Genomic DNA, 16,940 nt, shown 5'->3' on the forward strand with positions numbered 1-16,940 from the left:
GCCGAACCCCACCCCGTGTCAGAGTCGCCGCACCTGCGGTTCTTCCCGTACGAGGAGCCCTACCCGAACCAGCGCGAGGCGATGGACAGGGTCGCCAACGCGCTGGACCGGGGGCAGGACGTGCTGTTCGAGGGCGCGCCCGGGACGGGCAAGACGCTCTCCGCGCTCGTGCCCGCCCTGGAACACGCCCGCGAGCACGACCGCACGGTCGTCATCACGACCAACGTCCACCAGCAGATGCGGCAGTTCGTCGAGGACGCCCGCGCCATCACCCGCGAGGAACCCATCCGCGCGGTCGTCTTCAAGGGGAAGTCGTCGATGTGCCACATCGACGTCGACTACCAAGAGTGTCAGACCCTCCGGGACACCACCCGCGAGATGGTCGAGACGGAGTCGGACGTCCGCGAACTGGAGTCGCGACAGCGCGAGCTGTTAGCCGAGAGCCGCGAGGGCGACGCGGGCGCCGCGGAGGCCCGCGAGGCGATCATGGACGAGCTCGACGAGCTTGAGGCCGAGCTCGACGAGTACGAGGCCGCGAACGTCTGCGAACACTACCGGAACAACCTCACCCGCGACACCGACGAGTTCTTCGGGTGGCTGTTCGAGGACGTCCGAACGCCCGAGGACGTGTACGCGTACGCCGACGAGCGCGAGCTGTGCGGCTACGAGCTGCTGAAGGAGGGGATGGAGGGCGTCGACCTCGTCGTCTGTAACTACCACCACCTCCTCGACCCGAACATCCGCGAGCAGTTCTTCCGGTGGATCGACCGCGACCCGAGCGAGATAATCACCGTCTTCGACGAGGCGCACAACATCGAGGACGCCGCGCGCGACCACGCCACCCGGACGCTGACCGAGAACACCCTCGACGCCGCGCTCGACGAGCTGGCCGACAGCGACGACTCCCGCGCGGAGCCCGCGGAGAACGTCCTCCGCGCCTTCCGCGACGCCCTCGTCGAGACCTACGAGGACGGGCTCGGGTTCGGCGGGGTCGACGAGAACTGGGAGGACGTCTCGATCGCCAACGACGACCGCCGCGACGACCTCACGCTGGCGTTCCTCCGCAACTACGAGGGGCGGGGGATAGACACCGAGGCCGAGCTCGCCGTCCAGCTCGGCCAGGCGATAGACGAGGAGTACGAGCGCCGCTACCGCGACGGGGAGGCGACGACCCGCTCGGAGTCGCAGACGCTCGCGGCCGCCCGGTTCGTCGCGACGTGGATGGACGAGGGCGCGGAGTTCGGCCAGTACCCGGTGGTCTCCGTCCGGCGCGACGCGGGCACCGACGAGGTGTACGGGCGCGCGGAGCTGTACACCTGTATCCCGCGGAACGTCACCGGCGAGCTGTTCGACGAGGTGGCCGCCTCGGTCCTGATGAGCGCGACGCTGCGCCCGTTCGACGTGACCGAGGACGTGCTGGGGCTGGAGGACGCCGCGTCGATGGCCTACGAGATGGGCTACCCCGAGGCGAACCGCCGGACGTTCGCCGCCGACGTGCCGCCGCTTTTCGCCTCGGACCGCAACGACCCGGAGACCCAGGCGGCGGTGTCGTCGCTGCTCCGCGACGCGATCCGGTTCACCCCGGGCAACACGCTCGCCTTCTTCCCCTCGTACGCGGAGGCCGAGCGCTACCACGAGCGGCTCACCGGCCCGGGCGGCGCGGCGTCCGGCGCCGCCGCCCGGGGCTCCGGCGGGGCGGGCGCGGCCGACCTCGGCCCCGTCTACCTCGACGGCCCGGGCGAGGACGAGGAGCGGCTCCGCAGCGAGTTCGTCGAGAGCGACGGCGCCGCGCTGTTCACGTCGCTGTGGGGGACGCTCGGCGAGGGGGTGAGCTTCGACGGCGACGACGCCCGCACGGTCGTCGTCGTGGGCGTCCCGTACCCGCACCTCTCGGACCGCACCCAGGCCGTTCAGGACGCCTACGACCGGGCGTTCGCGGACCGCGACCGCGCCCGCGACCCGGGGTGGACCTACGCGGTCGAGATCCCGACGATCCGCAAGACCCGACAGGCGCTCGGGCGAGTGATCCGCGGCCCCGACGACTTCGGGGTGCGGATCCTCGCGGACCGCCGCTACACGACCGCCGACATGGGGAAGTACTCGGTCCGGTCCGCGTTCCCGCCCGAGGAGCGCGAGGAGCTGCTCGACGTCGACCCGACGAAGCTGAAGTTCGCGATGCTGAACTTCTACCAGGACCACGACGCCTACGACGGCCAGCCGCCGTCGCCGTGAGTCGGTCGCGGGCGGGGTCCGCCGCCGTACCGCGGTCCTTCGCGAGGACCGCCGCCGACCCTACCCCGGCATCGACGCAATCAGGATCGAGGCCACGAGCAGGAGCCCGCTGAGCAGCGTCGTGACCACGCCGTGGATCAGCGTCATCGCGAGCACCGTCCGCCGCGGCTGCTCGTAGCTCCACCAGAACATCGTCCCGTCGACGAGGAGCGCCGCGAGGAGGATGAGCGCCCCGGAGAGCTCGAACGCGTTCCCGACGACGCTGATCACGGCGGGCAGCGGCCCGACGTAGAGGGCGCGCCGGGGGTCGACGTCGCCGAGGACGTTCCGGGCCGCGATGTGCGCTGTCACGGAGAGGAACAGCGCCAACAGGACGGTCGTCCCGAGCACGGAGACCGGCGTCACCGTCTGTAAGAGCATGGTCGGCCTACGGGGCGACGACTAAAAGTGGTCGCGGAACGCGGCCGCGTCGGTCCCGCTCCCGTCGCGGGGTCGCGGCGTCACCCCAGCAGCCCGAGCCCGTTCAGCTCCTCGACGATCACGTCGACGGCGGCGGCCGCGTCGTCGGCGCTGGTGCCGCCGGTGACGACGACCTTGCCGCTGCCGAACAGCAGCGCGACGACCTCCGGCTCGTCGAGGCGGTAGACGAGCCCGGGGAACTGCTCCGGCTCGTACTCGATGTGCTCTAAGCCGAGGCCGATCGCGATCGCGTTCAGGTTCAGGCTCTCGCCGAGGTCGGCCGAGGTGACGATGTTCTGGACCGTTATCTCCGGGTCCTCGATGGGGATCTGGAGCGCGCGGAGCTCCCCGAACACGGTGTCGAGGCTCTCGTGGACCGCCTCGATCGAGTTCGCCCCCGTACAGACGATCTTCCCCGACCGGAAGATCAGCGCGGCCGATTTCGGGTCCGTGGTCCGGTAGACGAGCCCGGGGAACTGCTCGGGGTCGTAGTCGGCGCCCTCGAGGTCCATCGCGACGCTCTGGAGATCGAGCTCCTGTCCGATCCCCGTTGAGGCGACGACGTTCTCTACGGTGATCGTCTCCTTCGGGTCGGCCGTCATCACTTCGATTCTCGCCCGAGATCACTTAAATGGTGGCCGGCCGGAACCGCCACGCTATTGCCGCCGCCGCGCGGAGCCGTCGGCGTGTACTGGCTCGAACTCGCCGGCGAGACGGACGCCTTCGCGGCCCGCGAGGCCGCCACCGCCGCGACCGGCGTCGACCTCCTCGCGCCGGGCGTCGCGCGCACCGGCGGGATCGACCGCGATCACGCCGGTCGGCTCGCGTACACCCGCGCCGCGCACGAGGCGATCGCGCGGACGGACGCCGACGTCGACGCCGCGGCCGCCGCGCTCCGGGCCGCGTCGCTCGACCGCTCCGGGACCGTGGCGGTCCGCGCCCGCGACGTCCGGGCCACGGCCGGCGTCTCGACGGGGGCGGCCGAGCGCGCGCTCGGCAGCGTCCTCGTCGACCGCGGGTTCGAGGTCGACCTCGACGACCCTGATCACGTCCTCCGCGCGCTGTTCGCGGCCGGCCCGCGCGCCGAGCACGACGCGGTGGCCGGCGCGGACGGCGGCGACGCGGACCTGTGCGCCCTCGGCTGGGTCGCGGTCGAGGCGGCCCGCGACTTCGCGCCGGACCCCACCGACCGCCCCTTCTTCCAGCCGGGGAGCATGGCCCCGGCCGACGCCCGCGCCTACGCCAACCTCGCGGGCGCCGCCCCGGGCCGGACCCTCCTCGACACGATGTGCGGTACCGGCGGCCTCCCGCTGGAGGCCGGCCTCGTCGGCGCCGACGCCGTCGCCTGCGACGCGCAGGCGAAGATGGTCCGCGGCGCGCGGGAGAACCTCCGCGAGTACCTGGGCGAGGCCGGCGGCGACGGGGCCCCCGACTGGCACGTCGCGCGCGGCGACGCGACCGCGCTCCCCCTCCCCGACGACGCCGTCGACGGGGTCGCGTTCGACGCCCCGTACGGCCGGCAGTCGAAGATCGCTCGCCACGAGCTCGCGGACCTCGTCGGTGGCGCGCTCGACGAGGCCGCTCGGGTCGCGCCGCGCGCGGTGCTGGTTGCGGACCGCGACTGGCGCGCCCCCGCCCGCGCCGCCGGCTGGACCGTCGACGCCGCCTTCGAGCGCCGCGTCCACCGCTCGCTGACGCGCCACGTGCTGGTGTTGCGCCGCGGCGACGCGGGGTGATCGGCAGCGAGCGCGGCGGGGATTCCGCCGGACCGAGAGTGAACGACCGATCGGCGGAATCGCTTCTTTCGGAGGCTCGTGCGACAAGTTTCAGTTTCGCCCCGGCGCCGGGCAACGGTTAAGTGCGCGGCCTCTCGTGGTACTCGCATGACCGGGGACGCCGGGGACATGCTCTCGTGGGACGAGTCCGTGTTCCGCGATGAGTCGGTGTTCGAGATCGACCACGTCCCCGAGACGTTCCGCCACCGGGAGAGCCAGCTGGAGAACCTGAAGTACGCGCTCCGCCCCGCGGTCCGCGGCTCCCGCCCCCTCAACACGATGGTCCGCGGCCCGCCCGGCACCGGGAAGACCACCGCGGTCCAGAAGCTGTTCGGCGAGCTGGGCGCCCGGACCGAGGTCCGGACGGTGCGCGTCAACTGCCAGGTCGACTCGACACGCTACGCGGTGTTCTCCCGTCTGTTCGAGGGTATCTTCGAGTACGAGCCGCCCTCCTCCGGCATCTCCTTCAAGAAGCTGTTCGGCCAGATCACCGACCGGCTCGTCGAGGAGGACGAGGTCCTCGTCGTCGCCTTAGACGACGTGAACTACCTCTTCTACGAGAACGAGGCCTCCGACACCCTCTACTCGCTCCTGCGGGCCCACGAGGCCCACTCCGGCGCGAAGATCGGCGTCATCGTCGTCTCCTCGGACCTCGGCCTCGACGTGATCGACGACCTCGACACCCGGGTCCAGTCCGTCTTCCGCCCCGAGGAGGTGTACTTCCCCGTCTACGACGCGACCGAGATCTACGACATCCTCGCGGAGCGCGCCAAGCGCGGCTTCCACGAGGGCGTCATCGGCGACGCCGAGCTGGACCGCGTCGCGGACCTCACCGCCGAGAGCGGCGACCTCCGCGTCGGCATCGACCTCCTGCGCCGGGCCGGGCTCAACGCCGAGATGCGCGCCTCGAAGACGGTCTCCGAGGAGGACGTCGAGGACGCCTACGACAAGTCGAAGCACGTCCACCTCTCGCGGTCGCTCCGCGGCCTCTCCGACTCCGAGCGCGACCTCGTCCGGGTCCTCGCCGAACACGACGGCGAGCGCGCCGGCGCGGTGTACGACGCCTTCAACGACGCGACCGACCTCGGCTACACCCGCTACTCCGAGATCATCAACAAGCTCGACCAGCTCGGCGTGATCGACGCCGAGTACGCCGACGTCGATGGCCGCGGCCGCTCCCGCGAGCTCTCCCTCGCCTATGACGCGGAGGCGGTGCTGGACCGCTTGGAATAGCTCTCCCGCGCCCGCGCCTCGCCACCCCGACGCCTTTTCAACGCCGCCGCACGCAGTCGACCACATGAAGACGAGCGGCGGGAGCGACGCGATGAAGCGGCGCGCCGGCGAGTCGGCGGCCGAGGCGGTGACTGACGGAGACGTGGTCGGCCTAGGGACCGGGTCGACCGCGGCGCACGCCATCCGGCGCCTCGGCGACCGGGTCGACGCCGGCCTCGATATTCGGGGGGTCCCCACCTCCTTCGCGAGCCGCGAACTCGCGGCCGAGGCGGGAATTCCGCTCCTCGACCTCCCGGACGCGGTCGGCCCCGACGGACCGGGGATCGACGTCGCGATCGACGGCGCCGATCAGGTGGCGACGGGCGCGGAGGAGTCTGATTCCCCAGATTCCGGCGGCGCGCTGATCAAGGGGGGCGGCGCGGCCCACGCCCGCGAGAAGCTCGTCGACGCCGCCGCGGACCGCTTCCTCGTCGTCGCGGACCCCTCGAAGGAGTCGCCGCGGCTGGACCGGTCCGTGCCGGTCGAGGTGCTGCCCGCGGGGCGGACCGCGGTCGCGGCGGCGATCCGGGACGCGGGCGGCGAGCCGACGCTGCGCCGCGCGGAGCGGAAGGACGGCCCCATCGTGACGGACAACGGGAACCTCGTGCTGGACTGCGCGTTCGGCGAGATCGCCGACCCGGCCGCCCTGTCGGCGACGCTGTCGGCGGTCCCGGGCGTGGTCGAGCACGGGCTCTTCGTCGGGCTCGCGGACGAGGTTCACGTCGGGACGGAGTCCGGCGTCCGGGTCGACGAGGTCTGAACCGTCGTCGAGCGGCGACGCGGGCGACGGCGCGGTCGCTGGCCGGTCGGCGTTCAAATAAAATGGAACGGAAACGGGTCCGCCTTACAGGTCGCGCGGCTGGACCGTCTTCCGGTCGTTGGCCTCGGCGCGGCGCGCGGCGTCTTCGAGCAGCTCGTCCACTTCGTCGTCCAGCGCGTCGTAGAAGTCCGAAGCGACGTTCTTGTCGTCCAGGGCTTCCTTGACGGCCGCTTTGACAATGAGGTCTGCCATGCGATCGGGCCTACCCGGTGATGGTTAATAAGAGTTCCTGAATTCGCCCGCGAGGGACGCCGTGACGCCGGTTCGCGGGGGGCTGCGAGGATAGTCGCTTATAAGCCTTGTGGGATTCTCGTCCGCGCTCCGCCGCGACGGCGCTCGGAACCGCCTCGGATCCCGAGTCGGTCCGGCCTCGATCGAGTCGCACCCCCGTCGCGTGACGCCCGCGGGCTCGCTCCGCCTCCGGCCGATGTCGGCGCGCGGCGGGCCGGGCCGCGAACCGACAGGTTCGACCGGGGCCGCCGCGCACCACCGTCCATGCGAGAGACGCTGGCGGCGCTCGAAGCGGGCGACATCGGGATCGAGGAGGCGGAGTCGCGGCTCGCGGGCTACGCGACCACGGACGCGGGGCGGTTCGACGCCGCCCGCGAGCGGCGGCGCGGGATCCCCGAGGCGATCCTCGCGGAGGGGAAGACGCCCGCGGAGGTCGCCGCGCTGGCGACCACGGCGCTCGACACCACCGGCCGGGCGCTCGTGACCCGCGCGGACGAGGCCGCCGCGTCCGCGGTCGCCGCGGCTGTCGGCGACGCCGACGCGGACGCGACGGTCGACCGCGACGACCGCGCCGGCACCGTCGTCGTCCACGCCGCCGACTTCGAGCCCCCGTCGCTCGACGCCGCGGTCGCGGTCGTGGCCGCCGGCACCGCGGACGCGGCGGTCGCCGGCGAGGCGGCGGTCGTCGCCCGCGAGGTCGGGGCCGCGGTCGACCGGGTCGACGACGTGGGGGTCGCCAACCTCGACCGGATCCTCGACCAGGTCGACCGGGTCCGCGAGGCCGACGCGGTCGTGGTCGCGGCCGGCCGCGAGGGGGCCCTCCCGACCGTCGTCGCCGGCCTCGTCGACGCCCCCGTGATCGCCGCCCCCGTCTCGACCGGCTACGGGGTCGGCGGCGAGGGAGTCGCGGCGCTGGAGGGGGCGCTCCAGTCGTGCTCCGTGCTCACGACCGTCAACGTCGACGCCGGGTTCGTCGCCGGCGCGCAGGCCGGCCTGATCGCCCGCGCGGTCGACGCGGCCCGGGCCGAGTGAGGGCGCCCGTCTGCCGCGGTCGGCCCCCGAGCGGAGCCCCGGTCGACGGCGCGGATCGCCCCGTCGATGTCCCCCTCGATCGCCGCGGATCGCGGGGGGATTAAACGCGCGAATACCGGAAGTCGACGGGCCCGAGAAAGGGTATTTGTTCGTCCAGTCCCTACCGATCGTGCCGACGCACGTCGGCATCACATGCCACGCTGTGACCACTGCGGGTCGCACGTCTCGGACCGCTTCGCGCGCGTCTTCGCGGACGAGCACGGCGACCTGAACGCGTGCCCGAAGTGCTCCGCGAACGCGGGCATCGCCGAGGTGTCTCGCGAGCGGACGCGAACCGGGGACTGACCGCCGAACCGCCGATGTGAGACCGAGCGCACGGAGAGCGGCGGCTCCGTCCAGTCCCCCTTCCGGGCACATCCGTACCCACTTTGCGCTCGCGCTCGCACAGTCGGCCGTGGCCGACCACTACGTGTACGTGATCGAGTGCGCCGACGGCACCCTCTACACCGGGTACACGACCGACGTCGAGCGCCGCGTCGCCGAGCACGACGCCGGGGAGGGCGCGAAGTACACCCGCGGGCGGACCCCCGTAACGCTGCGTCACGTCGAGTCGTTCGACTCGCGGTCGGCGGCGATGTCGCGGGAGCACGCCGTCAAGTCGCTGTCGCGCGCCGAGAAGGAGCGGCTGATCGACGACGGGTAGGCCCCGTCTCGGAGCTACTCCACGAGGCGTTCGATCTCGGTGACGAGGATACCGGTCGCGCCCACCGAGCGCAGCTCCGAGATGGTCTCGAACACGTCGCGCTCGTCGACGACGGCGTGGACCGCGACCATCCCGTTGCCGTTCTCGTCGGCTTCCACGTCCATCACGGTCGGGCCCCCGAGCCCGGGGATCACGTCCTTCACCGCGTCGAGCCGCGCCTTGGGCGCGTTCATCATCAGGTAGCGGCGGCCGTCCGCCGCGAGGACCGACTCGAAGGCAGTCAGTACCTGCTCGACCTTCGGGTCGTCGACCACGTCCGGCCGGGCGAACAGGCGCACCGAGGAGTCGAGCACGTCGTCGATCACGGCCAAGCGGTTCACCTTCAGCGTCGTCCCCGTCGAGGTGATGTCGACGATGGCGTCGGCCATGTCGACGTGCGGCGTGAGTTCGGTCGCGCCCGTCACGGTGACCACGTCGGCGTCGACGCCCACGCGGTCGAGGTACGCCTCCGTGACGCTCGGGAACTCGGTGGCGACCGTCCGCCCGGCGAGGTCCTCGACGGCCGCCACGTCGCCGTCCTCCGGCGCCGCGAGGACGAGCTTACAGGAGCCGTACCCCAAGTCGAGCAGGTCGACGAGGTCGCCGTCGGCCGCCTCGTCCGCGGAATCGACGACGCCGCCCGACTCGGCCGCCTGGTCGAGGCCGGTGACGCCGAGGTCGGCGGCGCCGTCGCGGACGTACTCCGGGATGTCGGCCGCCCGCGCGAACAGCACCGTCACGTCCTCGTCGACGGTGTCGGCGTACAGCTGGCGGTCGGCGGTCTCCTCGACGTGGAGCCCCGCGCGCTCCAACAGCGAGAGCGTCGGCTCGTGTAGGCGGCCCTTGTTGGGGACGGCGATGCGCATACGCGACGACTCGCGGGGACAGGGGGAAACGTTTTCGTCCGGAGCGCGAGGCGGGTGTCGACGCGGGACTGTTTATAAACAAACGCCGTGGCGCGTGCCTCCGAGCGCCCGCAGGGCGTGAGGAGCACGCGCGAGGGAGTCGCTGGCGCCGACGGCGCCAGCGACGAGGCTGGGGAGGCGTGAGGTGCGGTGCTGTGTGGGGCGGGACTCAAAGGGGCAGCCGCGGGGGCCGCGTAGACGAAGTAAGCACCGCAACGAGGGAGCGAACGGAGTGAGCGACCGAGTGAGGAGCATAGCGAGTGTACGCGGCCCCCGCGGCTGGGGCTTTGGAGGTGTTCGCGGCCGGTCCGTGAGTGGCCGTTTGTGAGCGAGCGACCGGCCCTTTGGGGTGTTTGCCGTCGATCTACAATCGATTATTCACAGGCGAACCGCCGGTCGTGTCGAACCTCCTTCTGACCATCAAGTACGCGACGGGGAGACAGCCGGCGAACGCGACCGGCCAGACGGTCAGCTGCGAGATCGGGTCGGGCGGCGAGACGAGGCTCCCGACGACCAGCCCCGCGGGACCGGCGACGGCGACGATCGCGGTGGCCTCCTCCCACCGCGACGCCGGGTACCGTCGGGAGCGCCCGCGGCGCCACCACAGCATGTAGTACAACAGTACGATCCCCGAGACCGGGGCGAGGACGCCCCAGAACCCCGGGTGGTCGCTTCCGCGGGCGTGCGAGTCGAAGTTGACCCACGCGCCGATCGCGACCCAGACGAGCAGGAAGCAGAGGACGCCGACGGCGACGGCGGGCGTGAGTTGGAGGGACACGCCTCCGTGTGCGTCCGGGCGACAGGTAGGTCTTTTCGCCGAATCCGAGACGCTCCGTCGCGGTCGCGTCGTCGCCGTCGTCCCCGTGGCCGCGCCGCTCAAGTGTATCGCCGCCCAACGACGCGTATCGTGAGCGACGCCGACTCCCCCCTCTCGGAGGACCGCCCGACCGTCGACCGCCCGCTCCGCGTCGACGCCCCGTTCGAGCCCGCGGGCGACCAGCCCGAGGCCATCGAGGGGCTGGTCGAGGGGTTCGAGTCGGGCGCCGACAAGCAGACGCTGCTCGGCGTGACGGGGTCCGGGAAGACGAACACCGTCTCGTGGGTCGCCGAGGAGCTCGATCAGCCGACGCTCGTCCTCGCCCACAACAAGACGCTCGCGGCCCAGCTGTACGAGGAATTCCGCGAGCTGTTCCCGGACAACGCCGTCGAGTACTTCGTCTCCTACTACGACTACTACCAGCCGGAGGCGTACGTCGAGCAGACGGACACGTTCATCGACAAGGAGATGTCGATCAACGAGGAGATCGACCGCCTCCGCCACTCCGCGACGCGCTCGCTGCTCACCAGGGACGACGTGATCGTCGTCGCGAGCGTCTCGGCCATCTACGGGCTCGGGGACCCGCAGAACTACCGCGACATGGCGCTGCGGTTGGAGGTCGGCGAGCGGATCGGCCGCGAGGAGCTGCTCACCCGGCTCGTCGACCTGAACTACGAGCGCAACGACGTGGACTTCACGCAGGGCACGTTCCGCGTTCGCGGCGACACCGTCGAGATCTACCCGATGTACGGCCGGTACGCGGTCCGGGTCGAGCTGTGGGGCGACGAGATCGACCGGATGATCAAGGTCGACCCGATGCACGGCGAGGTCGTGAGCGAGGAGCCGGCGGTGATGCTCCACCCGGCGGAGCACTACTCGATCCCGGACGACAAGCTGGAGCAGGCGATCGCCGAGATCGAGGACCTGATGGAGAAGCGGGTCAGCTACTTCGAGCGGCAGGGCGACCTCGTGGCGGCCCAGCGCATCGAGGAGCGTACCACCTTCGATATCGAGATGCTGCGGGAGGCGGGCTACTGCTCCGGGATCGAGAACTACTCGGTCCACATGGACGACCGCGAGTCGGGCGACGCCCCGTACACCCTGCTCGATTACTTCCCCGACGACTTCCTCACCGTCGTCGACGAGTCCCACCAGACGATCCCCCAGATCAAAGGGCAGTACGAGGGCGACAAGTCGCGGAAGGACTCGCTGGTCGAGAACGGGTTCCGGCTCCCGACCGCGTACGACAACCGCCCCCTGACGTTCGAGGAGTTCGAGGAGAAGACGGACCGAACCCTCTACGTCTCGGCGACGCCCGGCGACTACGAGCGCGAGACCTCGGATCAGATCGTCGAGCAGATCGTCCGCCCGACCCACCTCGTCGACCCGAAGGTGGAGGTGACCGACGCGACGGGGCAGGTCGACGACCTCCTCGACCGCGTCGACGACCGGATCGAGCGCGACGAGCGCGTCCTCGTCACCACGCTCACCAAGCGGATGGCCGAGGACCTCACGGAGTACCTCGAGGAGGCCGGCGTCGACGTGGCGTACATGCACGACGAGACGGACACCCTCGAACGCCACGAGATCATCCGCGACCTCCGCCTGGGAAACATCGACGTGCTCGTCGGCATCAACCTGCTTCGCGAGGGGCTCGACATCCCGGAGGTGAGCCTCGTCGCAATCCTCGACGCCGACCAGGAGGGGTTCCTCCGCTCCACCACGACCCTCGTCCAGACGATGGGCCGGGCCGCGCGCAACGTCAACGGCGAGGTCGTCCTCTACGCCGACGAGGTGACCGACTCGATGGAGGCGGCCATCGAGGAGACCCAGCGCCGCCGCGAGATCCAACTGGAGTACAACGAGGAACACGGCTACGAGGCGACCACCATCGACAAGCCGGTCAGCGAGACGAACCTCCCCGGGTCGAAGACGGACACCTCCAACGTCAGCGTCGGCGACGTGGAGAGCGAAGACGAGGCGAAAGCGCAGATCGAGGCGCTCGAAGACCGCATGGACGAGGCCGCGAGCAACCTGGAGTTCGAGCTGGCGGCCGACATCCGCGACCGGATCGCGGAGCTGCGCCGGGCCTTCGAGATCGACGCGGGCGACGAGGGCGTCCCGGCGCCGGCGATCGACGAGTAGCGACCCTCCGCGCCGGGACAGACGCGGGCGACGCCCGATTCTCAGTCCGCGTCACCGTGACGGCGGGATTTTTACCTCGGAACCGCACACTCTCGGCCGTGTACCGTCGTGCCGTCGTCGCCGGAGCGCTCGCCGCAGCCACCGGCGGGTGCGTCGACCGCCTCCACGACGTCGCCGCCTCGGCGCCGGGCGATCTCGGCGTGCGGAGCCGCTATATCGACGGCAACCCGATGGTCGACTCGCGCAGCGTCCTCGCCCGGCCCGAGGAGCTGTTGACGCACGCGGCCTCCTTCCGCTCCGCCTCCTCGGCCCGCGGCGCGCTCAAGCCCGACGCGACCGAGTCGCGCGAGTTCGTCGAGCGCACCGACTTCGTCGACGACGGCGGCGACGCGGTGCTGGTGATCGCCCAGCGGCTCACGGCGCCCGAGGTCAAGCTCCGGCTCGGCGGGATCAGCCGGACGGGCGACCACTCGCTCCGGATCGCGGTCGACCAGAGCGGCGTCCGCGGCGAGATCGAGACCGACGACCCGGTGGTCAAGACGCTCCTGTTGCGGCTCTCCGACGAGCGCGGCCCGCCGAAGCGAGCGGTTGTCGTCATCGGGGACGGCCGCGCCGGGATCACGATCTGACGGTCGGGGTCGCCTCGCCTTCCCCACCGACCGCGCCTCCGTCCCGCGATCGTTTTGTGGCCGGAACGTCTCTCCCCGACCATGTCACTCCGCAGTCGGCTCCTCGGCTCGGCCCTCCTCGCCGTCGGCGTCGCCGCGCTTGGGCTGGCCGGAACGGTCGCGCCCGGCTTCGTCCCTTCGCCGTCGTCGCCCAATGGAATCTCGTTCGTCAACCCTTCACACGTCTCGCTCCTCGCCGCCCCCGCGCTCCTCGCAGCCGGGTCGGTCTTGCTCGTCGGCGGCGCGGCAGCCGCGGGTGGCACCGACCGCTCCGCGCGCGCCGCGCTGGTCGCGCCCGCGTTCGGCGCCGCCGCCGCGTTCGGCGTCGGTCTCGTACTCGCGCCCGCGTCGGTCCCCGAAACGGCGACGAACCCGGCGGCGCACGCGGTCCTCATCGGCCGTGGCAGCGGAATCGCCGCCGGCGCCGTCGTCGGTGCGGCCCTGGCGCCGGTGGTTCAGGCGTCGCTCACGGAGGACACCGCCGCGCTCCTCGCCGGCGCAGTCCTGTTACTGGCGGCGATCGCGGCGGGAGCGTCTCTCCCCCTCTCGCTTCTCGCCGGCGGCCTCGGCGGTGCGGTCGCCGTCGGCCTGCTCTGGGCGGTCGACCCCGAACGCTGGCGGCCCTGAGTCCGGGGATCAACCGCTCACGTCTCGACGCTCCCTCGTTCGCGCCCAGATTCGAGTTCGTCCCTCTCGCCGAACTGTCCGGCGGAGCCCTCGCGATTGGACCAGCGTCGACGCCGCCAGTTGGGTGCTGTCGCGACCTCCCGTGACCGGACCTCACCGCTGAGTCACCGTCACGGCACCGCTCGTTCGTCAATCGGACGAACGACTCCGATCTCGCAGTGTGAAAGTGAATTTGTAGTATTACAACTTTGTTGGTAATACTTATACCAGTGGAGTCTGTGTGGTCTGACACGGTTCACGCGGCTACGCTCACGTCACGCTGTGAGACCGTCCCCCGAGCGACACGACTGCGGTCGGACTCACCGGACCGACGCTGGAGTGGCAGAGGCAACCCAACGAAATCGGTCACGTTCGAGATGACCAAGATGAGTGAAAGCGACAACGCGAACACGAACGCGAGCACAGGCGCAGATACGGAGAGGGACATCTTCTCGGAGAGAACGCAGCTGAAGCCCTACGAGTACGGCGACTTTCTCGACTACGTCGAGGCGATCCGGAACAGCTACTGGGTCCACACGGAGTTCAACTTCGACGGCGACGTCCAAGACTTCAAGGTCAACACGACTCCCGCCGAGCAGACCGTTATCAAGCGGACGATGTTGGCCATCGCACAGATCGAGGTACAGGTGAAGACCTTCTGGTCGGACATCTACGCGGAGATGCCCAAAGCCGAGGTCGGGAACGTGGGCATGACCTTCGCGGAAAGCGAGGTGCGCCACATGGACGCCTACAGTCACCTCCTCGACGTCTTGGGGATCACGGACGACTTCGAGCAGGTGACGGAGGAGCCGGCGATGAAAAAGCGGATCGAGTACCTCGACGAGTACCTGGACAGAAGCGAGAGCGACGACGAACGGGAGTACGTGATGAGCATCCTGCTGTTCAGCGCGTTCGTCGAGCACGTATCGCTGTTCAGCCAGTTCCTCATCATGACGAGCTTCGACAAGCACGAAAAGAAGTTCACGGGGATAGCGAACGCCGTCGAAGCGACCAGCAAGGAGGAGCAGATTCACGGGCTGTTCGGGGTCGAACTGGTAGAGACGATCAGAGCGGAGAACCCGGACCTCTTCGACGACGATTTCGAGGACGAGGTCCAGGCGGCCTGTCGGCAGGCCTACGAGGCGGAGACGGAGATCCTGGACTGGATATTCGAGGACGGCGAACTGGAGTTCCTCCCCCGCCCCCACGTCGACGCGTTCCTGCGAGACCGGTTCAATCGGAGCCTGGACAACGTCGGCGTGGACCCGATATTCGAGCCGGACGACGACCTGCTCGAAGAGACGCGCTGGTTCGACGAGGACATCATGATGACGAAGGATAACGACTTCTTCAGCAAGCGGTCGACCACGTACAACAAGCACACGCAGAGCGTTACCGCGGAGGACATGTTCTAAAATGGCACAAACAGCACTCGACGGCGTTTCGGAACAGTACACGGAACCGTTCTACTGGTTGAACGAGGACAGCAGGGAGTTCCTCAGAGAGGGGTACCTGATCGAGGGCGTCGAAGCGGAAGAGCGGGTCAGACAGATCGCCGAGCGCGCCGAAGAGATCCTCGGTGAGGATGGGTTCGCGGACCGGTTCTACGAGTACATGAGCCGCGGCTTCTACAGCCTCGCCAGCCCGATATGGGCCAACTTCGGACTGGACAGGGGGCTTCCCATCAGCTGCTTCGGCAGCTACATGGAAGACAACATCGAGAGCATCCTCTACACCCAGGCCGAGGTGGGTGAGATGACCAAGCAGGGCGGCGGCACGAGCGGGTACTTCGGCGAGCTGCGGCCACGGGGCAGTCCGATAACGAACAACGGCAAGAGCAACGGGAGTTACAGCTTCACGGAGCTGTTCGACACGATCATCAACGTCATCAGCCAAGGGGAAACCCGGCGCGGGCAGTTCGCCGGCTACATCGACGTCGAACACGACGACCTGGAGGAATGGCTCAACATCAAAACCGAGGGGGACCCGGTACAGGACATCTACTACGGCGTCATCGTCGGTGACGACTGGTTCCAGGCGATGATCGACGGCGACGAGGAGAAGCGAGAGACCTGGGCGGACATCATCGAGACCCGGATCAACGTCGGCGTTCCGTACATCATCTTCCGGGGGAACATGAACGAGGGGAAGCCGCAGGTCTACAAGGACAAGGACTACCAGATAAACGCGTCCAACCTCTGTACCGAGATAGCGCTGCCGGCCACCGCGGACGAGAGCTTCGTCTGCTGTCTCTCGAGCATGAACGCGCTCCACTACGACGAATGGAAGGACACCGATGCGGTGGAGACGCTGACCCGGTTCCTGGACGCGGTGATGGAGGAGTTCATCCAGCGCACAGAGGGCGTCCGGTTCATGGAGCGGGCCGTGCGGTTCGCGAAGCGACACAGAGCGATAGGGATCGGCGTCCTCGGGTGGCACAGCTACCTCCAGCGCAACATGATCCCCTTCGACAGCATGGAGGCGATGGAGAAGAATGAGGAGATATTCCGGACCATCAGCGAGCGGAGCTACGAGGCGAGCGAAGCGCTCGCCGACGAGTTCGGGGAGCCGGAGGTGCTCGAAGGGTACGGCAGGCGGAACACGACGACGATGAGCGTGGCTCCGACGAAGTCGAGCAGCGTCATTCTGGGGCAGGTCAGTCCGAGCATCGAGCCGCTGAAGTCGAACTACTTCGTGCGGGACGGTGCGAAGCTGAAGTCGACGCAAAAGAACAGGTTCCTTCAGGCGATACTGGCGGAGCGAGGCAAAGACACCCGCGAGGTCTGGGACAGCATCGCGAACAAGGACGGGAGCGTCCAGCACCTCGACTGCCTGACCGACCGAGAGAAAGAGGTGTTCAAGACCTTCGCCGAGATTCCGCAGATGGCGATCATCAATCAGGCGGCACAGCGGCAGAAACACATCGACCAAGCACAGAGCGTGAACGTCTCGATCGACCCGAGCGAAGTGAGCGTGAAAGAGATCAATCAGCTCTACATCGAAGCGTGGAAGAAGGGCGTCAAGAGCCTCTACTATCAGCACAGCGTGAACGCCGCACAGAAGTTCAGTCGAGACATTCTCGAGTGTCGGGCCTGTGAGAGCTGATCGCTGCTCGTAGTCGGCCCGCCCGTCACCCCGGTCCCTCCGTCTTCGAATCCAGGTCGCCGTCGGCCTGC

17 protein-coding genes are annotated in these 16,940 nt (G+C 69.5%); 12 read left to right on the forward strand and 5 right to left on the reverse strand.

The genetic code is table 11. The features are described 5' to 3' along the window. Positions 1-15: 15 nt before the first annotated feature. A complete protein-coding gene (locus HPS36_RS07405; RefSeq protein ID WP_173229498.1) occupies positions 16-2,232 on the forward strand; it encodes an ATP-dependent DNA helicase in 2,217 nt (738 codons plus the stop codon). Between the two features lie 60 nt (positions 2,233-2,292). Here the strand turns inward: HPS36_RS07405 and HPS36_RS07410 are convergent, their stop codons facing one another. Together HPS36_RS07410 and HPS36_RS07415 are read right to left on the reverse strand one after the other, a co-directional pair. Beyond that, positions 2,293-2,652: a DUF7473 family protein gene (locus HPS36_RS07410; protein WP_053770358.1), complete on the reverse strand. Its 360-nt coding sequence runs from the start codon at positions 2,650-2,652 to the stop codon at positions 2,293-2,295. An 80-nt stretch (positions 2,653-2,732) separates the two neighbouring features. After that, positions 2,733-3,293: a TATA-box-binding protein gene (locus HPS36_RS07415; RefSeq protein ID WP_053770359.1), complete on the reverse strand. Its 561-nt coding sequence runs from the start codon at positions 3,291-3,293 to the stop codon at positions 2,733-2,735. 84 nt (positions 3,294-3,377) lie between these two features. Here HPS36_RS07415 and HPS36_RS07420 point away from each other — a divergent pair, with 84 nt between their 5' ends. The 3 genes from HPS36_RS07420 to rpiA all read left to right on the forward strand — a co-directional run bounded on the left by HPS36_RS07420 (position 3,378) and on the right by rpiA (position 6,498). Beyond that, complete coding sequence (locus HPS36_RS07420; RefSeq protein WP_173229500.1) at positions 3,378-4,427, forward strand: methyltransferase domain-containing protein; 1,050 nt, start codon at positions 3,378-3,380, stop codon at positions 4,425-4,427. A 147-nt stretch (positions 4,428-4,574) separates the two neighbouring features. Next, complete coding sequence (locus HPS36_RS07425; protein ID WP_173229502.1) at positions 4,575-5,699, forward strand: ORC1-type DNA replication protein; 1,125 nt, start codon at positions 4,575-4,577, stop codon at positions 5,697-5,699. A 64-nt stretch (positions 5,700-5,763) separates the two neighbouring features. After that, entirely contained in the window at positions 5,764-6,498 is a 735-nt protein-coding gene (rpiA, locus tag HPS36_RS07430; protein ID WP_173229504.1) for a ribose-5-phosphate isomerase RpiA, read from the forward strand. 84 nt (positions 6,499-6,582) lie between these two features. On the opposite strand, the gene HPS36_RS07435 is transcribed toward rpiA, so the two are convergent. After that, positions 6,583-6,750, reverse strand: a complete 168-nt coding sequence (locus HPS36_RS07435; RefSeq protein WP_004047560.1) for a DUF1931 family protein — start codon at positions 6,748-6,750, stop codon at positions 6,583-6,585. A 303-nt stretch (positions 6,751-7,053) separates the two neighbouring features. Here HPS36_RS07435 and larB point away from each other — a divergent pair, with 303 nt between their 5' ends. The 3 genes from larB to HPS36_RS07450 all read left to right on the forward strand — a co-directional run bounded on the left by larB (position 7,054) and on the right by HPS36_RS07450 (position 8,524). Beyond that, complete coding sequence (larB, locus tag HPS36_RS07440; protein ID WP_121563269.1) at positions 7,054-7,821, forward strand: nickel pincer cofactor biosynthesis protein LarB; 768 nt, start codon at positions 7,054-7,056, stop codon at positions 7,819-7,821. 192 nt (positions 7,822-8,013) lie between these two features. Beyond that, positions 8,014-8,166: a DUF7563 family protein gene (locus HPS36_RS07445; RefSeq protein WP_004599353.1), complete on the forward strand. Its 153-nt coding sequence runs from the start codon at positions 8,014-8,016 to the stop codon at positions 8,164-8,166. 109 nt (positions 8,167-8,275) lie between these two features. Continuing rightward, positions 8,276-8,524, forward strand: a complete 249-nt coding sequence (locus HPS36_RS07450) for a GIY-YIG nuclease family protein (RefSeq protein ID WP_121563268.1) — start codon at positions 8,276-8,278, stop codon at positions 8,522-8,524. A gap of 14 nt (positions 8,525-8,538) precedes the next feature. On the opposite strand, the gene hisG is transcribed toward HPS36_RS07450, so the two are convergent. Next, complete coding sequence (hisG, locus tag HPS36_RS07455) at positions 8,539-9,429, reverse strand: ATP phosphoribosyltransferase (RefSeq protein WP_173229506.1); 891 nt, start codon at positions 9,427-9,429, stop codon at positions 8,539-8,541. A gap of 403 nt (positions 9,430-9,832) precedes the next feature. Further along, complete coding sequence (locus HPS36_RS07460) at positions 9,833-10,246, reverse strand: hypothetical protein (protein WP_173229508.1); 414 nt, start codon at positions 10,244-10,246, stop codon at positions 9,833-9,835. A 129-nt stretch (positions 10,247-10,375) separates the two neighbouring features. Between HPS36_RS07460 and uvrB the strand changes: the two genes are divergently transcribed. The 5 genes from uvrB to HPS36_RS07485 all read left to right on the forward strand — a co-directional run bounded on the left by uvrB (position 10,376) and on the right by HPS36_RS07485 (position 16,869). Further along, positions 10,376-12,430 (forward strand): excinuclease ABC subunit UvrB, encoded by a 2,055-nt coding sequence (gene uvrB, locus HPS36_RS07465; protein WP_173229510.1) that lies wholly within the window; start codon positions 10,376-10,378, stop codon positions 12,428-12,430. A gap of 98 nt (positions 12,431-12,528) precedes the next feature. Beyond that, complete coding sequence (locus HPS36_RS07470) at positions 12,529-13,059, forward strand: hypothetical protein (RefSeq protein ID WP_173229512.1); 531 nt, start codon at positions 12,529-12,531, stop codon at positions 13,057-13,059. An 81-nt stretch (positions 13,060-13,140) separates the two neighbouring features. Further along, positions 13,141-13,725 carry a hypothetical protein gene (locus HPS36_RS07475; protein ID WP_173229515.1) on the forward strand — a complete coding sequence of 195 codons (585 nt, stop codon included), beginning with the start codon at positions 13,141-13,143 and terminating at the stop codon, positions 13,723-13,725. A 425-nt stretch (positions 13,726-14,150) separates the two neighbouring features. Next, positions 14,151-15,179: a ribonucleotide-diphosphate reductase subunit beta gene (locus HPS36_RS07480; protein ID WP_173229517.1), complete on the forward strand. Its 1,029-nt coding sequence runs from the start codon at positions 14,151-14,153 to the stop codon at positions 15,177-15,179. Position 15,180: 1 nt separating this feature from the next. Beyond that, positions 15,181-16,869 carry a ribonucleoside-diphosphate reductase subunit alpha gene (locus HPS36_RS07485; RefSeq protein ID WP_173229519.1) on the forward strand — a complete coding sequence of 563 codons (1,689 nt, stop codon included), beginning with the start codon at positions 15,181-15,183 and terminating at the stop codon, positions 16,867-16,869. Positions 16,870-16,940 lie beyond the last annotated feature (71 nt).

The sequence above is a fragment of the Halorubrum salinarum genome, assembly GCF_013267195.1.
In the GTDB taxonomy this organism is placed as follows: domain Archaea; phylum Halobacteriota; class Halobacteria; order Halobacteriales; family Haloferacaceae; genus Halorubrum; species Halorubrum salinarum.